This window comes from Klebsiella sp. V115_8 (assembly GCF_029967715.1).
Taxonomy (GTDB): domain Bacteria; phylum Pseudomonadota; class Gammaproteobacteria; order Enterobacterales; family Enterobacteriaceae; genus Klebsiella; species Klebsiella quasipneumoniae.
Map to the genome: position 1 here is coordinate 44,901 of NZ_JASCAR010000047.1, position 16,644 is coordinate 61,544.

The 16,644-nt window shown below is 59.1% G+C and carries 13 protein-coding genes and 2 pseudogenes; 4 read left to right on the plus strand and 11 right to left on the minus strand.

What is annotated here, in order from left to right; all coding sequences use genetic code 11:
* Positions 1 to 34: 34 nt before the first annotated feature.
* Complete coding sequence (locus QLG03_RS24065; RefSeq protein WP_048336505.1) at positions 35 to 562, minus strand: GNAT family N-acetyltransferase; 528 nt, start codon at positions 560 to 562, stop codon at positions 35 to 37.
* Positions 563 to 628: 66 nt separating this feature from the next.
* Entirely contained in the window at positions 629 to 2,002 is a 1,374-nt protein-coding gene (mpl, locus tag QLG03_RS24070) for a UDP-N-acetylmuramate:L-alanyl-gamma-D-glutamyl-meso-diaminopimelate ligase (RefSeq protein ID WP_023291748.1), read from the minus strand.
* A gap of 175 nt (positions 2,003 to 2,177) precedes the next feature.
* Between mpl and fbp the strand changes: the two genes are divergently transcribed.
* Entirely contained in the window at positions 2,178 to 3,176 is a 999-nt protein-coding gene (gene fbp / locus QLG03_RS24075; RefSeq protein ID WP_255989738.1) for a class 1 fructose-bisphosphatase, read from the plus strand.
* Positions 3,177 to 3,220: 44 nt separating this feature from the next.
* Here the strand turns inward: fbp and yjfF are convergent, their stop codons facing one another.
* The 4 genes from yjfF to ytfQ form a co-directional block, all read right to left on the minus strand.
* Positions 3,221 to 4,219 (minus strand): galactofuranose ABC transporter, permease protein YjfF, encoded by a 999-nt coding sequence (yjfF, locus tag QLG03_RS24080; protein WP_002886825.1) that lies wholly within the window; start codon positions 4,217 to 4,219, stop codon positions 3,221 to 3,223.
* Positions 4,206 to 5,231, minus strand: coding sequence for a galactofuranose ABC transporter, ATP-binding protein YtfT (gene ytfT / locus QLG03_RS24085; protein ID WP_023291747.1), 1,026 nt, complete (start codon positions 5,229 to 5,231; stop codon positions 4,206 to 4,208). The genes yjfF and ytfT overlap by 14 nt, the downstream gene beginning before the upstream one ends.
* Before the next feature lie 10 nt (positions 5,232 to 5,241).
* A complete protein-coding gene (ytfR, locus tag QLG03_RS24090; RefSeq protein WP_008807146.1) occupies positions 5,242 to 6,744 on the minus strand; it encodes a galactofuranose ABC transporter, ATP-binding protein YtfR in 1,503 nt (500 codons plus the stop codon).
* A gap of 123 nt (positions 6,745 to 6,867) precedes the next feature.
* Positions 6,868 to 7,824 (minus strand): galactofuranose ABC transporter, galactofuranose-binding protein YtfQ, encoded by a 957-nt coding sequence (ytfQ, locus tag QLG03_RS24095; protein ID WP_002886769.1) that lies wholly within the window; start codon positions 7,822 to 7,824, stop codon positions 6,868 to 6,870.
* A 403-nt stretch (positions 7,825 to 8,227) separates the two neighbouring features.
* On the opposite strand from ytfQ, the gene ppa reads away from it, so the two are divergent.
* Both ppa and QLG03_RS24105 read left to right on the plus strand, forming a co-directional pair.
* The gene (ppa, locus tag QLG03_RS24100; protein ID WP_255989739.1) at positions 8,228 to 8,758 is read left to right on the plus strand and encodes an inorganic diphosphatase; all 531 of its coding nucleotides are present in this window, start codon (positions 8,228 to 8,230) and stop codon (positions 8,756 to 8,758) included.
* A gap of 74 nt (positions 8,759 to 8,832) precedes the next feature.
* Positions 8,833 to 9,036: pseudogene (locus QLG03_RS24105) on the plus strand (hypothetical protein); the annotation flags it as partial.
* Positions 9,037 to 9,150: 114 nt separating this feature from the next.
* Here QLG03_RS24105 and QLG03_RS24110 read toward each other — a convergent pair.
* The 3 genes from QLG03_RS24110 to tamA are packed head-to-tail and all read right to left on the minus strand — an operon-like array spanning position 9,151 to position 15,004.
* Positions 9,151 to 9,495 (minus strand): gamma-glutamylcyclotransferase, encoded by a 345-nt coding sequence (locus QLG03_RS24110; protein WP_002886724.1) that lies wholly within the window; start codon positions 9,493 to 9,495, stop codon positions 9,151 to 9,153.
* 2 nt (positions 9,496 to 9,497) lie between these two features.
* A complete protein-coding gene (gene tamB, locus QLG03_RS24115) occupies positions 9,498 to 13,274 on the minus strand; it encodes an autotransporter assembly complex protein TamB (RefSeq protein ID WP_233673138.1) in 3,777 nt (1,258 codons plus the stop codon).
* Positions 13,271 to 15,004, minus strand: a complete 1,734-nt coding sequence (tamA, locus tag QLG03_RS24120; protein ID WP_023291743.1) for an autotransporter assembly complex protein TamA — start codon at positions 15,002 to 15,004, stop codon at positions 13,271 to 13,273. Before tamA ends, tamB begins: the two co-directional genes overlap by 4 nt.
* Before the next feature lie 209 nt (positions 15,005 to 15,213).
* Between tamA and msrA the strand changes: the two genes are divergently transcribed.
* Positions 15,214 to 15,849 carry a peptide-methionine (S)-S-oxide reductase MsrA gene (gene msrA / locus QLG03_RS24125; RefSeq protein WP_025712326.1) on the plus strand — a complete coding sequence of 212 codons (636 nt, stop codon included), beginning with the start codon at positions 15,214 to 15,216 and terminating at the stop codon, positions 15,847 to 15,849.
* A 30-nt stretch (positions 15,850 to 15,879) separates the two neighbouring features.
* Here msrA and QLG03_RS24130 read toward each other — a convergent pair whose 3' ends face one another.
* Positions 15,880 to 16,551, minus strand: a complete 672-nt coding sequence (locus tag QLG03_RS24130) for a hypothetical protein (RefSeq protein ID WP_186978121.1) — start codon at positions 16,549 to 16,551, stop codon at positions 15,880 to 15,882.
* A 15-nt stretch (positions 16,552 to 16,566) separates the two neighbouring features.
* A pseudogene (locus QLG03_RS24135) lies at positions 16,567 to 16,644 on the minus strand (oxaloacetate decarboxylase beta chain); the annotation flags it as partial.

Sequence of the window (16,644 nt, forward strand, 5' to 3'; positions counted from 1 at the left end):
CAGCCGAACGCCCGGAGCGGTACGCCGCGCCGGGCTACGCCCGCCCCATCACCTCGCGCCCGAGATCCCGGGCAAACTGCTGATACTGTCGCTCATCGATCGGCTGCGGGTAGCTCAGCACCAGCAGTTCATGATCCGCGATGCCCTGATGATAGGTCGGATGACGATGCGCCCAGGGGTTAGCGTGGAATCCCATCGACTGATAAAAGCGCAGCCGTTTATGGGCGATCTCGCTGCTCAGCGGATCGATTTCCAGAATGGTCAGCGGCGCGCGCGTCAGGATCTGCGCCAGCAGCTGTTTACCATAGCCGCGGGAGCGCAGCGTATCGTCGATCGCCAAATGTTCGACATAACAGTAGCCGGCAAACTGCCAGCAGCCGCTGAGGCCGATAAATACCTCCTCATCGAACCACGCCTCCAGCGCGTAGTGCGCGTTGCTCAGCGCCTGACGCTTGGCCTCGCTTTCGCGCTGCTCGTGCCAAGGAAAGGCGCGCGCGTAGAGCGCGTCCAGCATGGCGAAATGGGGCGAGTCGGTAGAAAGTACGCTTTCGCGGGTAAGCATCACACCATCCCTGTTGGTAAAAACAAAACTGCCCTCACGCGGAGGGCAGTGACCGGAGGCGGGACGTTACTCTGTCGCGGCCGCTTTTTGCGCCAGTTTATCCAGCAGCTTTTGATGAATGCCGCCGAAGCCGCCGTTGCTCATCACCAGGATATGGTCGCCAGGATGGGCGGTTTTGACCACCATCTCCGCCAGGGTATCGACGTCGGCGCTCCAGTGAGCCGGCTGGACGCAGGCTTCCGCCACTTCCGCCACCTGCCACGGGATATGCTGCGGCTGCAGGAGGAACACCTCATCGGCGCGGCCAAGAGACGGCGCCAGATCGTCCTTGCAGACGCCCATTTTCATGGTGTTAGAGCGCGGCTCCAGCACGGCGAGAATGCGCGCGGTGCCGCCCACTTTGCCGCGCAGCGCCTGCAGCGTAGCGAGGATGGCCGTCGGATGATGAGCGAAATCGTCATACACGGTGACGCCGTTGGCTTCGCCGCGCAGCTCCAGGCGACGGCGGGCGTTGATAAAGCTGCCCAGCGCGTTCGCGGCATCCGCCGGCAGTACCCCGACGTGACGCGCCGCGGCAATGGCCATCAGGCCGTTATGCATATTATGCTCGCCGACCAGCGTCCACTTCACCTCGCCGACCTTTTCACCGTCGAACAGCACTTCCCACTGCGAGGCGTCAGCGTTCAGCTTCTTCGCCTGCCAGTGGCCCTGCTCGCCCACCAGCTCCTGCTCGCTCCAGCAACCCATCGCCATCACCTGCTTCAGGTTGATGTCGTTCTCCGGCAGGATAATTTTGCCTTTGCCCGGCACGATGCGCACCAGATGGTGGAACTGCTTCTGAATCGCCTTCAGGTCGTCAAAGATATCCGCGTGGTCGAACTCAAGGTTGTTGAGGATCAGCGTCCGCGGGCAGTAGTGAACAAATTTGGAGCGCTTGTCGAAGAAGGCGCAGTCGTATTCATCCGCTTCAATGACGAAGAACGGGCTGTCGCCCAGGCGCGCAGAGACGTCAAAATTGCCCGGCACGCCGCCGATCACGAAGCCCGGCTGGTAACCGCAGGCTTCAAGGATCCAGGTCGCCATGCCGGCGGTGGTGGTTTTGCCGTGGGTCCCGGCGACGGCCAGCACCCAGCGATCGCGCAGCACGAAGTCGTGCAGCCACTGCGGGCCGGACATATAGGGAATATTGTTTTCCAGCACCGCTTCAACGCACGGGTTGCCGCGAGTCATGGCGTTACCGATGATCACCAGGTCCGGCCGGGGCTCCAGCTGGCTGGGGTCATAGCCCTGAATTAAATCAATCCCCTGGTTTTCCAGCAGGGTGCTCATCGGCGGATAGACGTTAGCATCCGACCCCGTTACCTCATGACCGAGGGAGCGCGCCAGCATGGCCAGGCCCCCCATAAACGTGCCACAGATTCCTAAAATATGAATGCGCATTCGTCATTTCCTTCTCTTATCCGGGGCACATTTTACCCATATCCCGGGCCCTGGCGAAATGCATTTCAGGCGAATCTGTATTTTGCTGGCGCGATTCACTAGTGCGCACTTTTTTGATTCTTTGTTAAGATTGTTGCGTTCGTTTTACTCAACATAAAAATGCAGGGAACGAGTTATGAAAACGTTAGGTGAGTTTATTGTTGAAAAGCAGCACGAGTTCTCCCACGCCACCGGTGAGCTGACTGCTTTGTTGTCAGCAATAAAGTTGGGCGCCAAGATCATCCACCGCGATATCAACAAGGCCGGTCTGGTCGATATCCTGGGTGCCAGCGGTGCTGAAAACGTTCAGGGCGAGGTGCAGCAAAAACTCGATCTGTTCGCGAATGAAAAATTAAAAGCCGCACTGCGAGCACGCGATATTGTTGCCGGGATCGCCTCTGAAGAAGAAGATGAGATTGTCGTCTTCGAAGGGTGTGAACACGCCAAATACGTGGTGCTGATGGACCCTCTGGATGGCTCCTCTAACATCGACGTTAACGTCTCTGTTGGTACGATCTTCTCTATCTTCCGCCGCGTGACGCCTGTTGGCACGCCGGTGACAGAAGAAGATTTCCTGCAGCCGGGCAACAAACAGGTGGCAGCGGGCTATGTGGTCTATGGCTCTTCGACGATGCTGGTGTATACCACCGGCTGCGGCGTCCACGCCTTCACCTACGACCCGTCCCTCGGCGTCTTCTGTCTGTGCCAGGAGCGCATGCGCTTCCCGGAGAAGGGCAATACCTACTCCATTAACGAAGGCAACTACATCAAATTCCCGCAGGGCGTGAAGAAGTACATTAAGTACTGCCAGGAAGAGGACAAAGCGACTCAGCGTCCTTATACCTCACGCTATATCGGCTCGCTGGTGGCGGACTTCCACCGCAACCTGCTGAAAGGCGGCATCTACCTCTATCCAAGCACCGCCAGCCACCCGGACGGCAAGCTGCGCCTGCTGTATGAATGCAACCCGATGGCCTTCCTCGCCGAACAGGCGGGCGGTAAGGCCAGCGATGGTAAAGAGCGTATTCTGGATATTGTTCCGGAAAGCCTGCACCAGCGCCGCTCCTTTTTCGTCGGCAACAACCACATGGTGGAAGACGTCGAGAACTTTATTAAGTCGTTCCCGGACGCCTAAGTGCCCTGCCCGCTCCTCCCGCGCCTGCGGGAGGAGCCTCTCTCTTAGCGACTCCCCGCCCCGCTCACCCGCGTGACCGCCGCATTCTGCCGGTTTTCCCACAGCACGGTCAGCCCACGCTGCAGCGCGATAAAGATAAACAGCAAAATGCCGATGGCGATTTTGGTCCACCATGAGCTGAGGGTACCGTCGAAGTTGATGTAGGTCTGAATCAGCCCCTGGATCGCCACCCCGAACAGGGTTCCCAGCACAGTGCCGACGCCGCCGCTAAGCAGCGTGCCGCCGATCACCACCGAGGCAATGGCGTCCAGCTCCACGCCGACGCCCGCCAGCGCATAGCCCGCCTGGGTATAAATGGAAAAGACGATCCCGGCCAGCGTCGCCAGCCCGGTGGAGAGCATATAGATACGGATCGTGGCGCTGCGGGTGGAAATCCCCATTAAATTCGCCGACGTCGCGTTGCCGCCAATGGCATACACCTGGTTGCCGAAGCGGGTGCGGTGGGCGACAAAAATACCGGCCACCACCACCAGCAGCATCAGCAGCCCCATGGCGCTGAGGCGTCCGCCGCCGGGAATGGTCCATGCCAGCCCGGACAGGGTGTCGTACACCGGGTGGTTAATCGGGATCGACTCCTCTGACACCAGATAGCTCACGCCGCGCAGGAAGAACATGCCGGCGAGGGTGATGATAAAGGCCGGGATCTTCAGGGCGTCAATCAGCAGCCCCATAAACGCGCCGAAGGCGCAGCCCATCACCAGCACCAGCGGAAACGCCACCAGCGGTGATATTCCCCAAAAGCCAATCGCTTTGGCGAGAAAGACGCCGGTAAAGGCGATCACCGACCCGACAGACAGATCGATCCCGCCGGAGAGGATCACGAAGGTCATGCCCACGGCGATGATCCCGAGGAAGGCGTTATCCGTCAGGATATTGCAGATCACCCGCGTCGAGGCAAAGCCGGGGAATTGCGTCAGGCAGTAGAGATAGCCCAGCACAAACACCGCGAGGGTGATCATCAACGGTAAATTACGTTTTATCATGGCCGCGTACCCCTTTCAGTAAACCGATAAAGCGCGGCGACTGGACAATCAGTACGCACAGCACCACCACCGCTTTCACCACCTGGTTGAGCTCCGGCGGGAAGCCGGAGAGCAAAATCCCGGTGTTCATTCCCTGGATAATCAGCGCCCCCACCACCGACAGCAGCAGGTTGAAGCGCCCGCCCATCAGCGAAGCGCCGCCGATGACCACCGCCAGAATGGCGTCCAGCTCAAGCCATAGCCCGGCGTTATTGGCATCCGCGCCGCGAATGTCCGCTGCCACGATGATCCCGGCGATCGCCGCGCAGACGCCGCTCAGGACATAGGCCAGCATCACCACGATGCGGGTATTGACGCCGGCGTTTTTCGCCGCGCGGATATTGATCCCTACCGCTTCGATAAACATGCCCAGCGCCGTTTTGCGGGTAAACAGCCAGAACAGCAGCAGGGTCGCGGCGGCGATGATCACCGGCGTCGGAAACAGGAGGAACGATCCGCTGCCGAGCCACGCCAGCGCCGGGGAATCAAAGGTGACGATCTGCCCGGCGGTGATCAACTGCGCCACCCCGCGTCCGGCCACCATCAGGATCAGCGTCGCCACAAAGGGCTGGATCTTAAGGACCGCCACGAGAATGCCGTTCCACAGCCCGGCCAGCGCGCCCGCCGCCAGCGAGGCCAGCAGCACCACCGGCAGGCTGTGACCGGCGACGGTCATCGAGGCGGCCGTCGCGCCGGCTATCGCCATCACCGCCCCCACCGACAGGTCGATGCCGCCGGTGGCGATCACCAGCGTCATGCCAATGGCCAGCAGCGCCACCGGGGCGGCGCGGTTGAGAATATCGATTGGGCTGCCAAACAGGCGGCCATCCTGGAGCACCACCTGATAAAAATGGGGCGCCACCAGGCTGTCGACCAGCAGAACCAGCAGCAGGGCAATGATCTGCGGGGTGCCCTTCGGCCAGGTGAAGCGTCGCTTCTCCGGGCCGGTTTGCGAAAGAGATCGAGGCATCATGGGTTACTCCTTATGCCGCAATTGCGTTCATGATCGCCGGTACAGAGAGCTCGGCGAGCGGGATCTCGGCCACCTGCCGGCGATCGCGCATGATAATGACCCGATCGGCGTAACCCACCAGCTCCTCCAGTTCAGAGGAGATGACCAGCAGCGCCAGGCCATCGGCGCAGAGGGTTTCAATCAGGCGAATGATTTCCGCATGGGCGCCGACGTCGATGCCGCGGGTCGGCTCATCGAGGATCAGGAACTGCGGTTTGGTCAGCAGCCAGCGCGAAAGCAGCACCTTCTGCTGGTTGCCGCCGGAGAGAAACTCGATCGGCTGCTCCGCGCTGGGGGTGCGGATCCCCAGCTGGCGAATAAAGCGCTCGGCGATCTCGTTCTGTTCGCGCCGGGGTATCGGCCGCAGCCAGCCGCGCTGCGCCTGCAGAGCGAGGACGATATTTTCCCGCACCGAGGCGGCGGCGATAATGCCGTCGGTTTTGCGATCCTCCGGACAGAAGCCGATCCCGAGGCAGGAGGCCTGATGCGGAGAACGCAGGGTTTGCGGTTTGCCTTTGATCCACGCCTTCCCGCTGTCCGCCGTTTTAATACCGAAGATCACCTCGGCGGTTTCCGTGCGGCCGGAACCCAACAGGCCGGCGAGGCCAACGATTTCGCCCGGACGCACCTGCAGGTCGAACGGGGCGATGGTGCCTTTTTTACCGTAGCCTTCAAATGCCGCCACCGGCTTATCGCTCAGCAGGGTTCGGCCCGCCCGCTGCAGGGCGTTGTGGTCCAGTTCGCGGCCCAGCATCATTTTCACCAGCTCAATCTGCGGCAGTTCGCGGGTCTCGCGGCAGCCGACGAAGCTGCCGTTGCGCAGCACGGTAATGCGGTCGCTGACCGCATAGACCTGGTCGAGAAAATGGGTGACGAAGATCAGGCTGACGCCGTTATCCCTGAGCTGGCGCATCAGGGTAAACAGCATCTCCACCTCCTGGGTATCGAGGCTGGCGGTGGGCTCGTCGAGGATCAGCACCTTGGCCGACAGGTCGATGGCCCGGCAGATAGCGACGATCTGCTGCATCGCCACTGAAAAGCGGTTCAGCGGCTCGCGCACATCGAGGGAAAAGCCGTAGGAGGCCATCAGCGCCGTCGCCCTGGCCTCCATCTCTTTCCGCCGCAGCAGGCCAAACCGCCGCGGCTCACGGCCGATGAACAGGTTATCCGCCACCGACATATTGGGCAGCAGGTTCACTTCCTGGTAGACAGTGCCGATCCCCAGCTGCTGGGCATGGGCGGTATTTTTCGGGGAAATGGCCTGGCCTTCCAGCCAGATAGTGCCGCGATCGGCATGGTAAACGCCGGTAAGCGCTTTGATCAGCGTCGATTTCCCGGCGCCGTTTTCGCCCAACAGGGCCATGATTTCGCCGCGCCGCAGGCTAAAGTTGACGTTATCCAGCGCCTTAACGCCGGGGAAGAATTTACTGAGTCCTTCGGTGCGAAGGATCTCCTGGTGTGCCTCGGCGCTCATAATCGATATCACCTTCAAATGATGTCAGGTTGCCCCGGCTCGCGCTGTGCTTGCCGGGGTTGCTGGAACGCTGCCTGTTACCCTCTCCGGCTGAGGAGAGGGGCGGGATGAGGGGCTATCCACTCAGTAGCCCATATTTTTCTTCTTCTCTAACTCTTCTTTCGCCGTATCCGGCAGATACAGCGTCGATTTGGTAATGGTCAGCTTCTCCGGCAGGGTGCCGTCTTTTTTGTATTTCTCCAGCGCATCAAACGCCGGGCCGGCCATATTTGGCGTCAGCTCGACGCTGGCGTTGGCTTCACCGGCGATCATCGCTTTATAGATATCCGGCACGCCGTCGATGGAGCCGGTCAGAATATCTTTGCCCGGCTTCAGGCCAGCTTCTTTAATGGCCTGGATGGCGCCGATGGCCATATCGTCGTTATGAGCGAATACCATGCAGATGTTTTTGCCGTTATTCTCAGCCTTGATAAAGCTCTCCATAACCTCTTTCCCTTTGCTGCGGGTGAAGTCGCCGGACTGAGAGCGGATGATTTTGATATTCGACGCTTTGGCGATGGCGTCAGCGAAGCCTTTCTTACGGTCGATGGCCACGCTGGCCCCGACGGTGCCCTGCAGTTCCACGACGTTACACGGCTTACCGTCGACGGTTTTCACCAGCCAGTCGCCAATCAGTTGACCTTCCAGCACGTTGTTGGCGGTCACGGTGGTCATGTAGAGATCTTTATCTTTCACATCAATAGAACGGTCGAGGAGGAAGACCGGGATTTTGGCCTCTTTCGCCTCTTTCAGCACCGGCTCCCAGCCGGTAGCCACCACCGGCGCAATGAAGATCGCGTCTACCCCCTGGGCGATAAAGGAGCGCACCGCTTTGATCTGGTTTTCCTGTTTTTGCTGACCATCGGCGATCTTCAGCGTGATACCGCGCTTGGCGGCTTCCTCTTTCGCGACGCTGGTTTCTGCCGCACGCCAGCCGGATTCAGAACCGACCTGCGAAAAACCTACGGTTAGCGGGGCAGCTATCGCCATAGACGACATAGCTGCGGAAACTGCTGTGACAAGAAGTAAGCGCTTCCACATAAGGGTATCCTCGTAGGGTTATTGTTGGTTAAAGTCTCACCTGCGGACAAACTATAGACAATCGGTGATGTAACTGAATGCGTTACATCACACTTCAAAAAAGTAAATGAGATGTTAATGACGGCCCCATTGCCCAGCGGAGAGCCGATAAGGCTTCGCAGGGAGCGCGGCTGTTGCGGTTTATGACGTTTTTTTAAGCGGTTTGATAAATCAATCACATGCAATGAAAACGGTTACATAAATTTATTCATGATGTGGCTATGTTTATGGATTTTCATGCCATTATTGCGCGCAAAATTCAGAGCACTCCACGGCGAGATCGGGAAAAAGAAGCGAAGACATTCGATGTGAGTTGGCTATAATACCGAGCACTTGTTTGCCATACATTTTAAAGGAAACAGACATGAGCTTACTCAACGTACCTGCGGGCAAAGATCTGCCGGAAGACATCTACGTCGTGATCGAGATCCCGGCGAACGCAGATCCCATCAAATACGAAGTCGACAAAGAGAGCGGTGCACTGTTCGTTGACCGTTTCATGTCCACAGCGATGTTCTATCCGTGCAACTACGGCTACATCAACCACACCCTGTCCCTGGACGGCGACCCGGTTGACGTGCTGGTCCCGACCCCGTACCCGCTGCAGCCGGGCTCCGTGATCCGCTGCCGTCCGGTTGGCGTTCTGAAGATGACCGACGAATCCGGTGAAGATGCGAAACTGGTTGCGGTACCGCACACCAAGCTGAGCAAAGAATACGATCACATCAACGATGTGAACGACCTGCCGGAACTGCTGAAAGCCCAGATCACTCACTTCTTTGAGCACTACAAAGATCTGGAAAAAGGCAAGTGGGTTAAAGTCGACGGTTGGGACAACGCAGAAGCGGCGAAAGCTGAAATCGTTTCCTCTTTCGAGCGCGCTAAGCAGAAGTAATTCTGTCTCAGGCAGGGTCATACCCTGCCTGATTGCGGCACGGATAGCCGCGATAACACCATGGAGGGTGTCCCGTGAAAAGCGTTCGCTATTTCACGCTTAACTTTTCTGGCTTCACAACCGCCGCCTCTGAAAAACAGGGGTATCTGCGCCTTATCGCCGGCGACCATGTCTTTTATACCGATAAACGCTATTTTAACGACCCCTTGCTTTTTGACCGCCTGAAGACTCATCAGCCTCTGCATCCTGGCGCCCGCCGCCTGGACAACGGCAGTTATTCCACGCGCTGACGACGCTGGCTTCCACGATGTGGCTGGCGAGAGATTATCTGCCGCTCTGGTAAGAGGCGGGCGCAGAAAAAACAACGCCACCCGAAGGTGGCGCTGTCGTGGTTAATACTGGTCGCGATCCAACCAGTTGCCGTTCGCTATCAACGTACAACCCTCAACGGAACGTTGATAGACATACATCCATGCGCTGCCGTAAGGCGTCTGAATCAGGTGGCGCGCATACTCGCCCCCCTTGGTGCGGAGCGCATCCAGTTCGGCCAGCGTCGATGCATCAATACGATAAACTTCACCATGTACTGTGCCTTCGCCGGGCACCGCGCCTGGATAGTGGCCCAGGCTGTACAGCTGATAATCGTCGACACTATGAGCGCCCAGCCACTGGGCGTTGGTCATCCAGTGGCTGTTGCCTTGTTTGCGTCGTAAACTGCCGTAAACAAATATTCGCATTGCTAAAACTCAAACTGATAGAGCAAATCGAGCGCCTGGTCGATGCCAGACACCGCTTCCACATATAGCTTAGGCATCAGGCGATAACGTAAAGTCAGCGTCGCCAGGGAATCGAAGATACCGACCCCGTATTTTACCTGCAGACCCGGCAGTACATAGCCGCTGACCACCACCTGGGAAGAGTCGCCTACCCCTTCGGTGTCCAACGCCAAATTGCTTACGCCAAACGTCTCGCCGATTTTACCCACAACCTGACCACTTTGTGCAACCCCCATACCAATAAGCATTGAGGTCATCGCGGCGCTATCGCTCTGTCCGCTGCTCAAACCCTGGCCGCGCAGCAGATAAGACAGCGCTTCCTGCTGGGACATAACCGGGTCGGAGAAGATCTCCGCTTTCGGCTGATCGGCGGAGCCGGTGACGCGAACGCCAGCGATCACGTCGTCTTCGGTGGCATCCGGGTTACGAATCGCTTCGATATTCAGCAACGGCTGATCCGGCGGACCGGAGAACAGCAGCTCCCCTTTGCGCACAATCAAATCCTGGCCATAGGCGTGGAAGCGGCCGTCCGGAATATTGATCTGCCCGTTGAGTCCCAGCCCCTGCTTGTCCTGCGCCACTTTCAGATCGCCGGTCAGACGCGCTTTCAGACCGAAGGCTTCCAGACGAACGTTGTTGCCGACGTGGATCGTCAGGTTGCTGTTGATCGGGATCCCGGCGCTCTGCTGCTTAATCGGCTTGAGGTTTTTGTCGAGCATCACTTCGTCCGACGACACGCCGACCGCGCTCTCCGGCACCTCGTTGACCACGATCCGCGCCCAGGGCACATCCACCTTGCCATCGAGGTTGAACAGGCTTGGCGTGGCGGTAAACACCACGTCCGGCGATACATCGAGACGGACCATCGGCGGCACGGTGATCCGCACCCGGCTGCCTTTCGCCGCAATCTGCGCCCGCCAGTTATCGATCTGCGTCCAGTCGGCGTTCCCGCTAAGGGCGATTTGCCCCTGACGGGTGTTCACCGTCCCCTGCAGGGTCGAGCGCGTACCGTTGAAGTTCATCGCCAGCTGGCTCGGCTGCATATCAAACGGCATAAAGTTGCCGTCGATATCCACCCCGCTTAGCTGCATCTGGCCGAACAGCTGTGGACTTTTCACGTTGCCGCCCAGGCGCAGACGGGCATTGAGCCGTCCCTCCGCCTTTTCACCGCGGGCGAAAATCGGGTTGATCATCGCCAGCGAGAAGTTGCTGATATTGACGTTGCCGCCGAGGTTACGCCGCCCCTGCGGGTCGGTGACCTGCACCTGCCCATCCAGCTGGCCATTGTTGGTCAGGCGGATAAGCCAGCCCAGCTCCGCGCGATTGTTGTGCAGATCGGCGCTGAGGTTCAGCGTATCGAACGCCACCGGCAGCGGGGCGTCATTGACCACCTGGGTCACTTTGACGTTGCGCCCGCTGAGGGTCACTTTGCCCTGCGGCAGCCCCTCTTTGGTGGTGTCCCAGCTGACATCGGCATTACCGGTAAACACGCCGCTGGCCTGGGTCGCCTCCGGCATAAACGGCTTAAGCATCGCCAGGTCGAAGCGGTTGAGATTCACCCGCGCCCGCCCGCTGGCGCCCGCGTCAATGGTCTCAGGCACGCAGAGTTCGGCGTTCGGGTTGGTCCAGCAGTGTGGCCCGATGCTGATTTTCTGCTCCTGGTTACGGTAGTCCAGCGCAATACTGCGCGTCAGCGCTACCGGCCCCACCGGCGTCTGGAAGCGGGTATCGCTTAGCGCGCCTCTCCAGCGCTCGGCCTGACGATCGAAGCTGCCCGCCAGCGCCAGCTGGCCGGAAACCGGATCGCCCTGCACCCGCAGCCGCAGCTCATGTTGCTTCTCAGTGCCTTTGGCATTGAGCTGCACCAGGCTGATATTCACCCCCGGCTGGCTGATGCGATCCACCCGCACGTCCAGGTTGCCGCCAATCTGATCGGTGGATTTCACATCCCCTTTGACGTTGACCTGGGCGATGCTCAGCTCCTGCCAGCGCAGCGCCCGGGCGGTGATGTCCGCCAGCAGCTGCGGCGCATCGACAGTGCCGCGCACTTTCACCAGCCCCTTCGCCGTCCCGCCGAGCCCCGGCAGCGCATTATCCAGGTGCGGCGCATCGATGGTGGCGTCGAGATTCAGATCCTTCACCCCCAGCTCGCCTTTGATATCGGCGCTGTTCGGGCCTAACGCCAGATGCAGCCCCGGGATCTTCCACTGCAGATAGCTGTTGCCCTGCAGCGAGCCGGAGACATCCACCTTGTTCTGTTTCACGTTGCCGGTAATTTTCAGCTCCGGCACCGACATCTGCCAGCTGCCGCCGTACAGGCTGCCCTGGGTCTTGATCCTGCCGTTGAGCTTCGACGGCCAGTCCGGCACCTCTTTGGCGGTGTTGATGCCGTCGAGGGTCAGCTCGCCGCGCCAGCTGATCGCCTGCTGCCAGTCGAGGAGCGCCTTCAGCTCGGTTTTCCCTTCGAGGGCATTGACCGTCAGCTTGTCGAGATTGATCTGCCGCTCATTGCCTTTGGCGTTGAGGGCGATTTTCGCCGGCGGCAGCGACTGGCCTTTCACCGCGGTGGAGAAGGCCAGCGCGTAGTCGGTCATTTTGCCGCTGAACTTCAGCTGGACGTCGTCGGCCTGGAACTGCTTCTCGCCGCTGAACGGCCAGGCGAGCTGCTTGCTCTTCAGCTCCATATTGAGCGGCAGCCCGGCCTCCGCCAGCTGCGCGTCCGCCCGCAGCGTGGCCGCTACCGGCCCGCTTAAGTCCACCCCGACCTTAAGCGTTTTACGTATCTCGCCGCCCACCTTCAGCTGCACTTTCTCCCCTTTCATCGGGTCGACGTTCAGCGTTCCGGCGAGGGTGATGTCTACCGGCCAGTTATCCTGCAGCTGGGCGCTGCCCGAGGCGGTGACTTTGCCCTGATCGGAGTCGATGTCGAGGGCGTCGAGCTTCATCTGCCCGTCGATACTGCTGACTTTCAGCAGCAGGTTATACACGGTGATATCGGTATCGCCGGTGAGGCGCAGCTGTTCGCCGCGGAACGCCTCAATATTGAGGTTCAGCGGCAGATGGACGTCGGTCATCGCCGGCAGCACCGGCTGCGAGAAGAGGTCGGTCATCGTCTCGCCGAGCGGTTTTTCCTGCGGCTGCGGGTTGTCGATTTTCGGTTCAACCACCTGCTCCTGCGCTACTTTCGCCACCTTCGGCAGGGCGATCAGCAGCCCCTGCAGCGAGGTCGGCGTCAGGGTCAGGTTTTTCTCCTGCCAGTTCAGGCCGGTGGAAAAATCGCGCACAGAGACCGCGGTATCGTCGATTTTGACGTTGACGTTATGCAGCGCGACGCGGCTGAGGGCGATCGGATAAGGGGTGGAGAGATTCAGCGGCCCGCTGTCCTCTTCCTCGACCGGCGCAGAGGGCGGCATCTTCTTCGTATCGACGGCGACGTAAATATCGCGCAGCGAGATGTCGTTTACGCACAGACTGCTGTCCCACAGGCAGCGCAACCTGACGCTGAGATGAAACTGGCCGGCGGTGACCGCCACGCCGGGCTGCTCATAGCGGACATTATCGAGGGTTAAATTACGCCAGCCGCCGGTCACTTTGCCGATTTCCAGCCCCGGAACCCAGCGATCCGCCGCTTTGAACACCAGATGCAAGCCGGTGGTGGTGCCCACCAGGAACCCGACGGTACCCAGCAGGAGGACCAACACGATTAAGACGCCGAGGCTTATCTTCTTCCATAAACTCATAATTCAGGCCCCAGACCGATGTAAAACTGTAAACCATGCTCTTCTTTGTCGCCGATTGGCCGGGCGATATCCAGCTTGATCGGCCCCACCGGCGACTGCCAGCGCACGCCCACCCCGGCGCCGGTTTTAAAATCACTTTCGCGAATATCGCTGACCGCTTCGCCGCTATCGACAAACACGGCGCCCCACCATTTGCCGCTGACGTTGTACTGATATTCCAGCGAGCCGGTGGCCAGCTTCGAGGCCCCGATCAGCTTGCCGTCATCGTCCTTCGGCGAGATGGATTTGTATTTATAGCCGCGAATACTGCGATCGCCCCCGGCGAAAAAGCGCAGGTCCGGCGGCACCTTGTCAAAGTTGTCCGCTTCGATCCAGCCCAGGTTGCCGCGCACCACAAAGCGGTGGCGGTCATAGAGGGTACGGATCCAGACGTCCTGGGCCTGCATCACGATGAAGTTGATGTCCGAGCCCCACATGGTGTTGGAGTAGTCCACCGAGTAGCGCTGGGAATCGCCCCAGGTGGGCATCAGGCCGCCGCGGGAGCGAGTGCGGTTCACCGAGACCCCGGGGTAAATCAGCATGGTGGTGTTGGTGACGTTCGCCTGGGTAAAGTGGTCCAGGCTCCAGCGCAGGTTGATCGCCCGCTGCCAGCCGCTCGACATCTCCCAGAAACGCGACAACCCAAGGGTAGTGGAGTCAGCCTGGGTGTCATTGAGATCGGTACGCTTAAAGCCGCCCTGCATCAGATAGTACTGCTCGAGCGGGCTCTTGAGCAGCGGGACTTTATAGGTGAAGTCGAACTGCTGCTCCGGTGCGGAGAGGCTGACGCTGGAGGTCAGGCTGTGGCCATAGGAGTTCATCCACGGTTTTTTCCACGTGGCTTTTACCCGCGGACCGACGTCTGTGGAGTACCCTACCCCAGTTTCCACGGTGTTCTCTTTGCGTGGCGAGACAACGCCCTGCAGAGGCAGCACCTTGGTTTTCCGTGACTTAGCAAAATCAGGCGCCACCACCACCGAACTGAACCACCCGGTCGCCGCCAGGCGGCGGTTTAGCTCGGCCAGGTCCTGAGAGGTGTAGTAGTCGCCCTCTTTAAACGGTACGAGGTTTTGCAGGTATTCATCACGAATTTGCGATCCGGAGAAGGTGACGTGGCCAAAGCGATAGCGTTCGCCGCTGTCGTAATCGATATCCCAGAACGCCTGATGGCGATCGAGGGAGACCCCCAGCTGGCTTTTATTGAACTCGCTGTCAAAGTAGCCTTTGCGCAGGGCGACGCGGGTCAGGGAGCTCTTGAAACCGTCGTAATCGCCGTGGTTGAGCACCGTCCCGATGGCCGGGCGGGTTTTCAACAGCGCCAGATAGTCGCTGTCGGTGCGGGCGCCGCCGCGCAGAATCACCTCGGTGCCGCCAATGCGCACCGGCTCACCCGGGGTCACTTTGGCGATCAGCACCTGACGGCCCCTTTTCGGCGGCGGACGAAGATCAAATTCAATCGTCGGCTCGTAATACCCCAGCGCTTTCAGACCTTCGCGAATGGCGTCATCGACGCGCGCGCGAAAGCGACGATCCGGCGTGACCTCATCACTCTGGATGGTGGAAAGCTGGGCGCGAACGTTTTTCTCCAGCTCCCCGGATAATCCTTCAACCTGCAAACGCACATTCGCTGCGCTGGCGATCCCGCTGACCAGCAAAAGGCTGGTGACACATAACTGGCGGATTTTTAGCACATTTTCTCCTGAATATCCCTGTTTCCCCCTACAGGAAACACTGGCGCCGCTCCACGGCTTAACAAAACCCTAACAACGTAGGGTTGAAAAAGTGGCAATAACCCAAATAATTCTTATGTATTAATCTAGACGTATTACGCGTATTTATTGTGTTAAAAGACACGCTTCGTTACAACCTTAACGACGATTTCTGTATTGAGAGGCCCACCGTGAGTCTATTTGATAAAACGCATCTTGTCGCCCAGGCGGATGCGCTGCCTGGACGCAATACCCCGATGCCAGTGGCGACGCTCCACGCAGTTAACGGCCACTCGATGACCAACGTCCCGGCGGGGATGGAAGTCGCACTGTTCGCCATGGGCTGCTTCTGGGGAGTTGAACGTCTGTTCTGGCAATTGCCGGGGGTTTACAGCACCGCCGCCGGCTACACTGGCGGCTATACGCCCAATCCGACCTATCGCGAAGTGTGCAGCGGCCAGACCGGTCACGCGGAAGCGGTGCGCGTGGTCTACGATCCGCAGGTCATCAGCTATGAGCAGTTATTGCAGGTGTTCTGGGAAAATCACGACCCGGCGCAGGGAATGAGACAGGGTAACGACCACGGCACCCAGTACCGTTCGGCGATTTACCCGTTGACGCCGGAACAGACGGAAGCGGCAAAGGCCAGCCTCGCGCGCTTCCAGGCGGCGATGAACGACGCGCACGATACCCGGCACATCACCACCGAGATCGCCACCGCCAAACCGTTCTACTATGCCGAGGACGATCACCAGCAGTATCTGTATAAGAACCCGCACGGCTATTGCGGCATCGGCGGCATTGGCGTCTGCCTGCCGCCTCAGTAACCACCCGATAGCCATACCGGGCAGCGTTTGTTAATCAGCAAAGATCGGGCCCGCAGGGAAGGGGGCCAGAAATGCCGTCACGGTTAACAACTCGCGCAGAGACGGGAATGTTATCTCTTTTTCTGCCAACGTGTGGTCAAAGGCGATCAGCGAATCTACCCCTCCCCGTCCAAACACTCCACCAGCCCAGAGCATTCTTTGCGCCTGGTCCCGCGCCCATGCGCTTTCACTACGCCAGGCAAGAATATGCAGCATAGCCTGCAATAAAGAGGCGACGTGGGTACGCCGCTCTTTGACCAGCCGGCGGTAAACCGGCAGAGCAATGCTTCTTATCACATCAAAGCTCTCCCTGGCCGCATCGTCGTTAAGCAGTTTTCCCGCCTCATCGCACAGGCGGTTGTGAGTGAGAGTCTCTCTTTTTCCCACTGACTTTCCGGCAGCCATCACTACCCCACCCAACAAATAGAGCGACTCGGGTAATAGCGGCAATACTATCCGCCGTTCCATGGCAAGCTGCTGTCCGGCATAAAGACAAGTCACTAGTATTTTCTGCACATTGAACTGTTCGCTGAGGATCTCAATGATGCCTAGCTCCGGTGTCAGATGATTCACTAAATCAATCGCCCGTATCGACCTGAGAATAATATTGCTCTGTTCGGAGGTCTGTATTCTTTGGTTATCCAGTAATACGGTATCTTCCATTGTCTTATTCCTCTGTTACATCGCCAGCACGTACTTGAGCATCACCCCGGCGGCGATCGCCGAGCCGATCACCCCCGCCACGTTCGGGCCCAT